Source organism: Patiriisocius marinistellae (assembly GCF_009014635.1).
GTDB lineage: Bacteria > Bacteroidota > Bacteroidia > Flavobacteriales > Flavobacteriaceae > Patiriisocius > Patiriisocius marinistellae.
Map to the genome: position 1 here is coordinate 331,631 of NZ_BKCF01000002.1, position 12,215 is coordinate 343,845.

A 12,215-nucleotide genomic window follows, 5' to 3' on the forward strand; every position below is an offset into this window, starting at 1 on the left:
TATTTGAAAATTAGCTATTTTGAGAAGTCAAATTATTGAAAAATAGTTTGGCTTTTTAAAATTTTGGGATATATATAATACAAGCAATTACCACTGCTGCAACTGCGGCAAAAAAGACTGCGCCTGCTGCGATATCTTTAATAAAGCCAATTTTGCTATGATAATCTGGATGTATAAAATCTGCAATGGCTTCAACCGTCGTGTTTAAACCTTCAATGCTCATTACAAGAGCAATAGCAAAAATTTGAAACATCCATTCAGTTGCGCTAATATTAAATACAAATCCAGCAATAGTGATACCAATGGCAATAATTGTTTGCACTTGAATGCTTGCTTCATTTTTAATGAGCATCCAAGCGCCAACGATTGCATATTTACAACCTTTTAGTCTTTTTCCTAAAAAGGTATTCCACATTATTTAAGTGCGCTTAAAGCGGCCTCATAATTAGGTTCTTTTCCTATTTCTGGTACTTGCTCACTATAAACAATTTTATCGTTTTCATCAAGTGCAATTACTACACGAGAGTGTAGTCCACTAAAAGAACCATCAACAATATTTAGACCATAATCATCACCAAATTTCCCGGTTTTAAAATCACTAAGCATTTCTACATTTTCAAGACCCTCAGCTGCGCAAAAACGTGCTTGAGCAAAAGGTAAATCTCTTGATATACATAATACTTTAGTATTATCAAGTCCGGCTGCTTCTTGATTAAATTTACGGGCGGATGCTGCACAAACGCCAGTATCAACGCTAGGGAAAATATTTAATATTTTACGTTGACCACTATAATCTTTTAAGGTTTTAGTATCCATATCTGCAGCAGATAATTGAAAATCTGGAGCTTTAGAGTCTTTTTTTGGTAAGTTTCCGTTGGTTTCAGTAGGGGTTCCACCGAGCGTTATTTTTGACATTTTTTCTGAAATTTTAGATTATAAAAGTAAACATTCAGAAATTGAAATTTCTTAAAGGTTTCAGAAAAAAGAAATGCTTCGGAAATATTATATTTCCGAAGCATTCATAATTTAAAGTTATAAAACGGTTTTAATTTTTATAAGTAAAAGTAGTGTTAAAAGTATCTGTTTCATTATTTACAATATCAACAGTCGTCACTGTTGCGCTAGTAGGGTAGTTATCGCTATCATAAACATAGGTTGCATTAATTGTAAAAACAATTTCATTAGCTGCGTTTCTTGTAGTAATTGTTTTAAAATTGTTTACGGGTAATAATGCACGCGCTATTGCAATTTCAGATGGTACTGGCATCATGCTTAGATTTAACCTCACACCATCAAGCACATCAATAATTCCTGCTGCTTGCATTGTATAAAAAAAGAGGTTGTGCTGTGCTTCGTATTCTACAGTAGATGTATAGGTAACTCGCTCAACGGATCCTGAATTTTGATTAAATTCATCTTGATAAACATCAATAATCCTCGGGTTTAGATTAGCGTCATATTCTCTTGCTTCTCCTAATTCAAAGGCATCATAGGGTGCTTCATAAAATTGAGCAATTGAAAGATTGTCGTCATCACCTAACGTATTTGCAGCATCACCAATGATATTAACAAGGGTTCCATTTTCAAATACAAACGAGGTTGTTTCTTCGTTTGATAGAATGCTAATTAAACGGTTTGAGCTGTCGTAGTTAAACGTAGTTAGTGCAGCATTAGAGCCAGAACTACTATCTGTACTAGTCATCGTTTTGATAAATTTAGGTGTGATATTTCCATTAGCAATGCTAAATTCTTCGGTTGCAGAATCATCATCACCGCAAGCTGAAAATAAAATTAATCCCATAAGGGCAAATGCAACTTTTGTAAACGTTTTTTTCATAGAGGTTTATTTTTTTTTGAAGCGCAAAGCTAACATTATTAGACAGTCACGTTGTGGGAGTTATGTTAAATTTTAATGGAAAAAGAAATGCTTCGGAAATATAATATTTCCGAAGCATTTATCATATGATATAAAGGTTTTAGTCTGTTTTATAATTTTCTCTAATCATTTTGATCTTGATATTTAATGCTGCAAACAACAGTGTCATAAATGGACTGAGCCAATTAAATATTGCATAGAAAAAATACTCAGCAACTCCAACACCCAATACACCACTTTGATAAGCACCACATGTATTCCATGGGATTAGTACAGATGTAACCGTACCACTATCTTCAAGTGTTCTTGATAAATTTTGAGGTGCTAAGCCTCTATCTTCATATGCTTTTTTGAACATTTTTCCTGGTATAACAATGGCAAGGTATTGATCACTTGCAATTGTGTTTAATCCTAAACAACTAATAACTGTGCTTGCAAATAATCCAAATATAGAGGTTGCCATTGAAAGTAATACTTTTGTAATTCTGGCTAATGCTCCAATGGCATCCATAACGCCGCCAAAGACCATTGCACAAATTATAAGGAGGATTGTCCATAGCATCCCTATCATACCGCCAGCACTAAAAAGTTCGTTTAATGTTTCATTATCTGTTACAATTGCTGTATCTGTAAAAATTGAGTTCGTAATTGCGCTAATTTTTGAACCTGCAAGTTCATTTAAAATTTCAGGTTGAAAGATAAATGCAAAGACAGCAGCTGCAATTACTCCTGTAGCTAATGCGATAAGTGGTTTTGTTTTTAAAAGAATTAAAGCAATTACTAATATTGGTACTGCAAATAGCCATGGGGTAATATTAAATGTAGCGTCAATTTCGGTTAACAAGCCACTGATGTCTGCACTTCCACTAGTATCAATCGTAGCGCTTATTATCGAAAAAACTATGAGTGTAATAATTATAGTAGGCACTGTTGTAAGCGCCATATAACGAATGTGTGTAAACAAATCTGTTCCTGCCATTGCTGGCGCTAGGTTAGTGGTATCACTTAACGGTGACATTTTATCTCCAAAATATGCCCCCGAAATAACTGCTCCAGCTATCATTCCTGGATTGATGCCAAGTGCAGTTCCTATTCCTATGAGTGCAATACCCACCGTTGCGCTTGTGGTCCAAGAGCTTCCTGTTGCTATTGAAATAATAGCGGCAATAATTACTGATGCTGGTAAAAATATAGCAGGACTAAGTACTTGTAACCCATAATAGACCATTGCAGGAATAATACCACTCACAAGCCAGGTTCCCGCAAGTGCACCTACTAAAAGCAGAATACAAACTGGGATGAAAATGCTTTTAAAGTTTTCCCAAACTTCGGCAAGCATAGTGCTTATACTTACTTTGTTTTTAAACCCTACTATTGCTGCAATTAGTCCGCCGAGTAATAAAATATATTGATTTGAATATTCTCCGAGCCATTCTCCATCTGCAAAAAATATATTGTAGGCAAGAAGTCCCATTAAAACAATAACAGGAATTAGAGCTTCCCAGATAGACAATTCATTATTATCTATAATGTGTTGGTTTTCAATATCAATTTCAGAGAGGTTATCGTTTTGGCTCATTTTTGCGACTTTATATTCTGTAATGTTACGATTTTGTAGAAAGTTGTGCAAATGAAAAAAGGAATCCTAACGAATTCCTTTAATCCTTCAAAGTTATATTTTTATAAAATGCCAACCTTTTCCATACATTCACGCATCATTTTATAGGTGCGGTCAATATCAGCATCAAGACCAATTGAAAATCTAATAAGCCCGTCTGTTAATCCCATTTCGGTTTGTTCATCTTCTGGAATTTCAGAAGAAGTTGATGTGCCAGGTGCGCTGAACAACGTTTTATAAAATCCTAAGCTCACGGCAAGATAGCCCAAGTTGCGCTCTTGCATCAATTCCATTAATTCATTTGCTTTATCAAGATTTCCTGCGTCAATTGTGAGAATTCCTCCATAGCCGTATTGCTCATTCATCATGCTATTGTATAATGAATGTCCAGGGTGTGATTTTAACCCAGGATATACCGTGCGAAGTCCATCTGCTTCAATTTTTTCTGCTAAAAAGAGAGCATTTTTGCTGTGCTGTTGTATCCTTATATGAAGCGTACGTAGATTTTTTAATATAGATGCTGCCCTTAAACTATCCATTGAAGCGCCAAGTAACATGCATGCTCCATCATTTACGTTTCTAAGCGAATCTATTAACTCTTGACTTCCACAAACAACGCCACCCATGGTGTCACTACTACCGTTGATAAATTTAGTGAGACTGTGCATTACAACGTCTGCCCCTAATTTTGCTGGGGATATCGTCAATGGCGAAAATGTATTGTCAACTAATAATTGAAGGTTATGTTTTTTTGCAATTTTAGCCAATCCTGCGATATCTGCTATTTCAAGTAGCGGGTTGCTTACACACTCACAGAAAATCACTTTAGTCTCAGGGGTTATTGCTGCCTCCACAGCTTCTAGTTTTGTAATATCCACAAAAGAAGTATGGATTTCCATTCTTGGAGTAAAGTTCTTTAAAAAAGCATATGTGCCGCCATAAATTGTTCGGCTAGAAACAATGTGGTCACCAGCTTGGCAAAATTGTAAAATAGTAGGAGTGATGGCGCCCATACCACTTGCTGCCACGTTTGCAGTCTCAGTACCTTCCATAGCAGCAAGCGCTTCGCCCAAATATAAGTTTGATGGTGTTGAGTGACGTGAGTACAAATAACAACCATCTGCGTTGCCTTCAAAAGTATCAAACATTGTTTTTGCAGACAAAAATGTGTAGGTAGAGGAGTCTGAAATCGATGGATTGACACCCCCAAATTCTCCAAAATATTGTAAATCTTGTATACTATTTGCTGGTTTAAAAGTCTTATCTGCCATAATTTTAGGATTACTTCTGAAATATCAAATTGTTTATTCTTTCATCAAATATATTAAACCATAGATTATTTGTCAATAGTAGAGTGTTTATTTAGTTAATCAAACTGTAATTGTTATTCATTTCAGCATTTAAAACGGAAAAGTTTATAATGAAATACTATCTTTATGAAAAATTTTCTAAATGAAATTAGATACTATTGATAAGCAGCTCTTGGTCGAATTGCAACGAGATTGTAAACAAACAAATAAAGAGTTGTCTGCTAAATTAAATTTGTCTGTTACAGCAATTTACGAACGTATTAAGAAATTAGAACGCAGTGGGTTGATACAAAACTATGTTGCGTTGCTTGATAAAAAACAGCTAGATTTAGGCTTTATGGTTTTCTGTCACGTTAAGTTAACACAACATAGCGGAAAGTATATTACTGAGTTTGAACGTGAGGCCATACAATTAGAGGAAGTGCTAGAGTGTTATCACGTAAGTGGGGAGTATGATTATTTGCTCAAAGTAGTAGTAAAAGATATGGAACATTTTAGGGAGTTTATGATAAATAAATTGACCTCTTTACAGCACATAGGAAGTACGCAGAGTTCGTTTTCAATCAATGAAGTTAAGAATACAACTGCTGTGCGATTATGAGAAATTCAAAAAGTTATATAACAATTGAATTTCTATTACTCTTTGTGGCAATGCCCATTTTGCTAGCAGTTGACTTAGGAACTAAATTTGAAGTTTATGCAAAGATTGGACTTGTGTTATTTTCCTTTAGTTACTTATTAATAACACTTAAAAGACTTGGTGCTATTGAACTAAAGGTAAAAAAAGGGATTGATTGGAGAGCATTCTGGAAACGAATAGTGGTTACTTTTTTAGTTATTGCGATTGTAACTATTGCATATGTTTTTATGGTGGATAAAGAAGCATTATTTTATGTGCCCTTTAATAAGCCAGGTCTGTTTGTGATGATTTTGATTGTTTATACTTTATTTTCTGTGTGGCCTCAAGAAATTATTTATCGCACATTTTTCTTTGAGCGTTATCGTGTTATATTTCCGAAGAAATCCCAAATTGTTTTCATCAACGCCATTGTATTTATGATGGCTCATTTGTTTTTTAGAAACACGTTAGTTTTAGTGCTTACATTTATTGGCGGGATTATTTTTGGATTGACATATTTAAAATTTAAGAGTACCACATTAGTAAGTATTGAACACGCAATTTATGGTAATTGGCTATTTACAGTAGGAATGGGAGAGATGCTTGCCTTTCCAGGAATGGAAGCTGGGGTTTAATTATCAATTTTTTTTTCTTTTCTGAAATTTTAAATACTTTAAATTTAATTAGTTGTTGTTTATTTCAGAATGTAATTTAAAAAGCTAAGCAACTATTAATCATATTTAAGCGTCTTATAATAAATGTAAATTATGAATAAAATTATCTATTTAAGTTTATTACTATTATCAATGTCTTCTTGCGGAAGTGCCGAAAGGTATAACGCGCAGATTTTAGAAAAGCATAGTGTGCCAGAGTTGCATGAAGATATTGATAAGACATATATAAGATTAAAACGGGCTCATCCTAAATTGTATCAATACATTTCAAAAGAGCAGTTAGATTATAAATTTGATAGTTTAAAAAGAGCTATTACAGCTCCATTATCAAGTAAAGAGTTTTACTATAGTATTGCACCTGTTGTAAAAACCATAGGGCAGGGGCATATAGGTCTGTCACCGCCAAAATTAAAACGTACAAAAGAGGAACGTAAAGCATATAAGGATAAAAAGTTTAGCTTTAATACACTAGAATTTGAAAATGTTGAGAATAGATTATTTGTGACTTCGGCTAAAGAGGCAGATTCGATTTTGATAGGTAGTGAGGTGCTTGAATTTGATGGAGAAAGTCCACAAGAGCTTATTAAACGATATAATAAAAATATAGCATCAGATGGTTTTAACGTTACGTTGTTTGATCGTTTTGTAGCTTCTCGCTTTACGCGATACTATAGTCTTGATAAAGGTTTTTTAGATAGCATTACTTTAAAGTTTAAGCAGCGGGACTCTGTTTTTTTTAAACAGTTTAAATGGAAAGATAAAAAGAAAAAAAATGACTCTTTATCAGATTTTCAAAAAGACAGTATTGCAGCAATAAGGCCTATAAAACTTTCAAAAGCACAGCGTAAATTTAAAAGAGATTCTTTAAAAAATGATAGAAAATATAAGCAAACACACGGCTACAATTTTACTACTCATAAGTATAATAGAAATTTAAGTTTTATAGGCAACGATAGTACTGTAGCGCTTATGAAAATTAGTGGTTTCACAAATGGTGATTTTCGAACTTTCTACGAAGAGACGTTTAATACCTTAGACAGTTTGCAGACTAAAGATTTAATAATTGATTTGAGAGATAATACGGGAGGTAGAGTTAAAGAAATTAATGATTTATACGGTTACTTAACAGACAAAGAATATGTGATGTATAATGAAGCTGAGGTAACTGGACGCACACCAATTATTAAAACATACATGAGTAATTCAAATCCTTTTATTATTAAAGCCCTAACTGTACTTGCATCACCAGGAATTTTAGTCCATAATTTAATTAAGACAAGAAAACATGATGGGAAAATATATTATAGGTTAAATGGTGTAAAGCCATTAGAGCCCAAAGAGAAAAATTTTAAAGGAGCTATTTATGTATTAATAAATGGGAGTTCTTTTTCGGCTTCATCTTTACTCTCAACAAATTTGAAGAAAGACAATCGTGCAGTTTTTGTTGGTCAAGAAACAGGTGGGGCACATAATGGAACAGTTGCTGGAATGACAAGAGGTTATGTAATGCCTAACTCTAAAGTAAAGATAGGTATGGGAGTGATGCAAGTTGAGTCTCCGTATAAAATAGAACCTGATGGTTATGGTGTCATGCCAGATGTTGAGATTATTCCCACAGTGGCAGATAGAAAAATGGGTATTGATCCTGAAATAGAGTGGGTGTTAAATGATATTAAAAAAAAAGAATAAGTAACTTTCAAAAACCAATTTTAAACCTTTATTAAAAATTGGTCATTCGTTCAACAAAATTGTATTTTTGTATCTGTTTTAGCGACCCTCTACAAGTTGAGGGCGAACAATTTTAAGAAAAAATTTATGAGTCAATACGATGTAGCCGTAATAGGTTCAGGTCCTGGAGGATATGTAGCAGCCATTCGCTGTGCACAATTAGGTATGAAAACTGCCATTATTGAAAAGTATAATACCCTTGGTGGTACTTGTCTTAATGTGGGATGTATCCCAAGTAAAGCTTTGTTGGATTCTTCGCACCATTATGAGGATGCTATAAAACATTTTGAAGAGCACGGTATTGAAATTCCTGGAGATGTAAAAATCAATTTCATAAAAATGATTGATCGTAAAGCTGCCGTTGTAGATCAAACTACAAAGGGTATTGAGTTTTTGATGAATAAAAATAAGATTGATGTTTTTACTGGAGTAGGAGGTTTTAAGGATGCAACCCATATTGAAATAAAAGGAGATAAAACCGAAACTATTGAGGCTAAAAATACCATCATCGCTACTGGAAGCAAACCTTCTACATTACCTTTTATAAAATTAGACAAAGAAAGAGTAATCACTTCAACCGAAGCATTGAAGTTAAAAGAAATCCCTAAACACATGATTGTGATTGGAGGAGGAGTAATCGGTCTTGAGCTTGGTCAAGTATATCGCAGATTAGGAGCAGAGGTTTCTGTTGTTGAGTATATGGATCGTATTATACCAACGATGGATGCTGCCCAAAGTAAAGAACTTACTAAGGTAATGAAGAAACAAGGAGTTAAATTTTTTGTTTCTCATAAAGTATCAGCAGTTGATAGAAAGAAAAATGATGTAACAGTAACTGCTACAAATAAAAAAGGAGAAGAGGTAACTTTTAACGGTGACTATTGTCTTGTATCTGTAGGTAGAAAAGCATATACAGATGGTCTTAATTTAGACAAGGCTGGAATAAAAGCAAATGAAAGAGGACAAGTAGATGTAAATGAGCATCTACAAACTAATGTATCTAATATTTATGCAATAGGTGATGTTATTAAAGGAGCAATGTTAGCGCATAAAGCAAGTGAAGAGGGTAGTTTAGTTGCTGAAATATTAGCCGGACAAAAACCTCATATAAATTATAACTTAATCCCAGGAGTTGTTTACACGTGGCCAGAAGTTGCAAGTGTAGGTAAGACAGAAGAACAACTTAAAGAAGCTAAAGTTGAATACAAAACTGGTCAATTTCCTATGCGTGCTTTGGGAAGAAGTAGAGCGAGTGGAGATACCGATGGATTTGTAAAAATACTTAGCGATGCAAAAACTGATGAAATACTTGGAGCTCACATGGTAGGAGCTCGTTGTGCAGATTTAATTGCAGAAATGGTAGTTGCAATGGAATATAGAGCAAGTGCAGAAGATATTGCTAGAATGAGCCACGCGCACCCTACGTATGCAGAAGCTGTTAAAGAAGCTGCATTAGCCGCAACCGGTGACAGAGCATTGCATATTTAAGTTTTAATAACATTATAAAATGAAAAAGCTGGTTGAAATTTCAACCAGCTTTTTTCTTCTTGCGGGGGTTTATTTTAAAAATCAATTACTGAAAAAGTAAATTCTAAATCTATATCTTCTTTTGCAGTACCACCATTATCACTATCTCCTATGTTTACTCGAAAACCAGTGGTCTGTCTATTCAAATAAGTAATTCCTGGATCATCAAAATCACAATCTCCTGCATCATTACAGTCTGTTGTAGCAAGATTTATTACATAATTATTGCTGCTACGGGGTGTTAAAAAAGTTACTTGATAATTTCCTTTGTTTATTCTAGATACTGATGCACCATAAATTTTGAGAGCACTTCCATTTGCTTCTATTAAACCAGCTGCAACTGTAACGGGTCCTACAGGAGTGTTAGATACTACACCGTGACTATTAGTATATAATGGGCCACTTGTTAAATTGCGAACTCTTAGATTTCCTGCTACATCTAGTTTTTCAGAAGGTTCTTGAGTTCCTATTCCAGTATTTCCATCATTCCTCACAACAATTCTTGGTTGTTGAAATATAGAACCTGAAGGCGTTGTGTTAATAACAAATTTAGATGGCGCACTTCCAGGCGTTGCTACTCCATCCATGAAAAAACGAAACCCACCCGTTTCAACAATTCTATCTCCATCATGCGTTTTTACAATAAAAGACCCTATTTCTCCATTACTTGCTAGTGCAGCAGGAGTATCTAATGTACCACCGGTATTATATAATATAACATTAGGAGGGTTGGGATTTGCACTTGTTATTTGAAAATCATTATCACCAGGGCCTTTGAATTCAAAACGTTCAATTGGATCGCTTGTACCAAAACCTATTCTTCCGTCGTCAGTAATAACAACATCAGTTCCGCTTACTTTTGCTTGTGTTGCAAAAATTAAATTATCACCACTTGCATTAACACCATCTTTCCATTCTTCTGCACCAATAGGTATCCATTGTGTTTTTGGGTGATCCCAATAATGAAAACCTATAAAGTAGCCAGGGATATCTTTTGTCAAAAAAACCATCATTCCATTTTGATGCGAAGTAGGATCTGTTGTAGGGAAGGTATTTACTCTGGGTACAAGTATACCATCTGTGTTAGATGGGGCGTTCATGTTATCTACGGCAATATCAAGTGTACTTTGTGGATTTGTATTTCCTATTCCAACTTGAGCATTGCTGTTAAATAGTAATCCTAAACTCGTTAGGAATATCAAAAAGTTATTGCGTAACATAGTAAGTTTGATTAAGTTATTTGGGGTAACGATACAAAATTAACGATAAACTGTGCTATTTGGTTTTAAGAAGCAGCTCTTTAAATTTTATTTTCGACAAGCAGTAAAATTAAATAGATGAAATACACAAATGTGTAATTTGATAATTCTTTTTTGTAGGAAAAAACCTAAATAGTTGTTGTCAAACTATTTTTTTATTCATTTTAATTATAAATTCATTTTTAAATTTAGACTATAGAATTTTTAAAATTGAAATATCTTTGTAGTATGATGCGAACATCTATCAATAAAAAAATCTCTAATTTTTTTGCTGTTAAACAACAATTATTGCAGTGGTCACAAAAATTTGAAGAAGTCATTTTTTTAGATTCTAATGAGCATGCTCAATTGCATAGTAAATATAATGCAGTATTAGCTGTTGATGCATTTACTGCTATAAAAACAGACACACACCAAGCATTTAATAACTTAGAAGAATATCAAAAAACAACAAAGGACTGGATATTTGGTTATTTGACTTATGATTTAAAAAATGATGTAGAAAGACTAACCTCTTCAAATTTTGATGGACTAAAGTTTCCAGACTTATATTTCTTTCAGCCTAAGCGTTTGTTTCTGTTTTCGGAAACCGAAGTCACCATCAAATACTTAAATATGGTTGATGACGAGGTGGAAGATGATTGGCAAGAAATTTTAAATACTGAAATTTCCGAAGAAAAAGAAACAACTTCAAATATTAAAATTAGTCTTAGGACCTCAAAAGATACTTACTACAATAAAATAGATATGCTTTTAAAGCATATTGCAAGAGGGGATATTTATGAAGCAAATTATTGTCAAGAATTTTATGCTGAAGATGCGAAAATCAACCCTTTAATTATATTCAAAAAACTGAATGATATCTCGCACCCTCCATTTGCTACCTTTTTAAAATTTGACAATCACTATTTAATGTCTGCTTCGCCTGAGCGATATTTAAAAAAGACTGGAAATGCAATCGTATCACAACCTATTAAAGGGACCGCTAAAAGAGCTGCAACTGAATTTGAAGATAAAAAACTAATTACAAAATTAGAAAACGACCCAAAAGAGCGCAGTGAAAATATTATGATTACAGATCTTGTACGTAATGATTTATCGCGCATAGCAAACAAAGGTAGTGTAGCCGTAGAAGAGTTATGCAAAGTATATACTTTTGAGCAAGTACATCAAATGATTTCCACAATACGATGTGAGGTCGACAATGGTATCTCTCCTGTTTCAATTATTAGAAATACCTTCCCAATGGGTAGTATGACAGGTGCACCTAAGGTAAGTGCAATGAAAATTATTGAAAAGTTAGAAGATGCAAAACGCGGACTTTACAGTGGCGCCGTGGGTTATTTTGCACCTAATAATGATTTTGATTTTAATGTAATTATAAGAAGTATTCTATATAACGCATCTTCAAAATACGTTAGTTATTCTGTAGGTGGGGCAATTACAGCAAAATCAACAGCAGAAAATGAATACGAAGAATGCCTTTTAAAAGCAAAAGCAATGCGTCAAGTTTTAGAATAAATCTAACAATAGATTTTAATAAATAATTTTAACCTTTACAGCTACGCTTTTGTTTTATGCTGAAATTTTAGCTAAAAAATATA

The 12,215-nt window shown here is 33.7% G+C and carries 11 protein-coding genes; 5 read left to right on the forward strand and 6 right to left on the reverse strand.

Features of this window, described 5'->3' with window-relative positions; all coding sequences use genetic code 11:
• Positions 1-55: 55 nt before the first annotated feature.
• From GB234_RS08205 to GB234_RS08225, 5 genes are all read right to left on the reverse strand, one after another.
• Positions 56-415: a diacylglycerol kinase family protein gene (locus GB234_RS08205; protein ID WP_151894063.1), complete on the reverse strand. Its 360-nt coding sequence runs from the start codon at positions 413-415 to the stop codon at positions 56-58.
• Positions 415-915, reverse strand: coding sequence for a thiol peroxidase (gene tpx, locus GB234_RS08210; RefSeq protein ID WP_151894064.1), 501 nt, complete (start codon positions 913-915; stop codon positions 415-417). The genes GB234_RS08205 and tpx overlap by 1 nt, the downstream gene beginning before the upstream one ends.
• A 130-nt stretch (positions 916-1,045) precedes the next feature.
• A complete protein-coding gene (locus GB234_RS08215; RefSeq protein ID WP_151894065.1) occupies positions 1,046-1,837 on the reverse strand; it encodes a hypothetical protein in 792 nt (263 codons plus the stop codon).
• 139 nt (positions 1,838-1,976) lie between these two features.
• Entirely contained in the window at positions 1,977-3,455 is a 1,479-nt protein-coding gene (gene nhaC, locus GB234_RS08220) for a Na+/H+ antiporter NhaC (RefSeq protein WP_151894066.1), read from the reverse strand.
• A 101-nt stretch (positions 3,456-3,556) separates the two neighbouring features.
• Positions 3,557-4,765 (reverse strand): aminotransferase class I/II-fold pyridoxal phosphate-dependent enzyme, encoded by a 1,209-nt coding sequence (locus GB234_RS08225; protein ID WP_151894067.1) that lies wholly within the window; start codon positions 4,763-4,765, stop codon positions 3,557-3,559.
• A 181-nt stretch (positions 4,766-4,946) separates the two neighbouring features.
• On the opposite strand from GB234_RS08225, the gene GB234_RS08230 reads away from it, so the two are divergent.
• The 4 genes from GB234_RS08230 to lpdA all read left to right on the forward strand — a co-directional run bounded on the left by GB234_RS08230 (position 4,947) and on the right by lpdA (position 9,313).
• Positions 4,947-5,405, forward strand: a complete 459-nt coding sequence (locus GB234_RS08230) for an Lrp/AsnC family transcriptional regulator (protein ID WP_151894068.1) — start codon at positions 4,947-4,949, stop codon at positions 5,403-5,405.
• Positions 5,402-6,058, forward strand: coding sequence for a CPBP family intramembrane glutamic endopeptidase (locus GB234_RS08235; RefSeq protein WP_151894069.1), 657 nt, complete (start codon positions 5,402-5,404; stop codon positions 6,056-6,058). Before GB234_RS08230 ends, GB234_RS08235 begins: the two co-directional genes overlap by 4 nt.
• Before the next feature lie 132 nt (positions 6,059-6,190).
• Positions 6,191-7,786, forward strand: a complete 1,596-nt coding sequence (locus tag GB234_RS08240) for a S41 family peptidase (RefSeq protein WP_151894070.1) — start codon at positions 6,191-6,193, stop codon at positions 7,784-7,786.
• A 126-nt stretch (positions 7,787-7,912) separates the two neighbouring features.
• Complete coding sequence (lpdA, locus tag GB234_RS08245) at positions 7,913-9,313, forward strand: dihydrolipoyl dehydrogenase (RefSeq protein ID WP_151894071.1); 1,401 nt, start codon at positions 7,913-7,915, stop codon at positions 9,311-9,313.
• Between the two features lie 74 nt (positions 9,314-9,387).
• Here lpdA and GB234_RS08250 read toward each other — a convergent pair whose 3' ends face one another.
• Positions 9,388-10,572, reverse strand: coding sequence for a phage tail-like protein (locus GB234_RS08250; protein WP_151894072.1), 1,185 nt, complete (start codon positions 10,570-10,572; stop codon positions 9,388-9,390).
• Between the two features lie 270 nt (positions 10,573-10,842).
• Between GB234_RS08250 and pabB the strand changes: the two genes are divergently transcribed.
• Positions 10,843-12,132: an aminodeoxychorismate synthase component I gene (pabB, locus tag GB234_RS08255; protein WP_151894169.1), complete on the forward strand. Its 1,290-nt coding sequence runs from the start codon at positions 10,843-10,845 to the stop codon at positions 12,130-12,132.
• Positions 12,133-12,215: the final 83 nt, after the last annotated feature.

Coding starts and splice junctions, on each gene's coding strand:
- pabB (WP_151894169.1), top strand. CDS start 10,843: ATGCGAACATCTATCAATAAAAAAATCTCTAATTTTTTTGCTGTTAAA.
- lpdA (WP_151894071.1), top strand. CDS start 7,913: ATGAGTCAATACGATGTAGCCGTAATAGGTTCAGGTCCTGGAGGATAT.
- GB234_RS08205 (WP_151894063.1), bottom strand. CDS start 415: ATGTGGAATACCTTTTTAGGAAAAAGACTAAAAGGTTGTAAATATGCA.
- GB234_RS08240 (WP_151894070.1), top strand. CDS start 6,191: ATGAATAAAATTATCTATTTAAGTTTATTACTATTATCAATGTCTTCT.
- nhaC (WP_151894066.1), bottom strand. CDS start 3,455: ATGAGCCAAAACGATAACCTCTCTGAAATTGATATTGAAAACCAACAC.
- GB234_RS08225 (WP_151894067.1), bottom strand. CDS start 4,765: ATGGCAGATAAGACTTTTAAACCAGCAAATAGTATACAAGATTTACAA.
- GB234_RS08235 (WP_151894069.1), top strand. CDS start 5,402: ATGAGAAATTCAAAAAGTTATATAACAATTGAATTTCTATTACTCTTT.
- tpx (WP_151894064.1), bottom strand. CDS start 915: ATGTCAAAAATAACGCTCGGTGGAACCCCTACTGAAACCAACGGAAAC.
- GB234_RS08215 (WP_151894065.1), bottom strand. CDS start 1,837: ATGAAAAAAACGTTTACAAAAGTTGCATTTGCCCTTATGGGATTAATT.
- GB234_RS08230 (WP_151894068.1), top strand. CDS start 4,947: ATGAAATTAGATACTATTGATAAGCAGCTCTTGGTCGAATTGCAACGA.
- GB234_RS08250 (WP_151894072.1), bottom strand. CDS start 10,572: ATGTTACGCAATAACTTTTTGATATTCCTAACGAGTTTAGGATTACTA.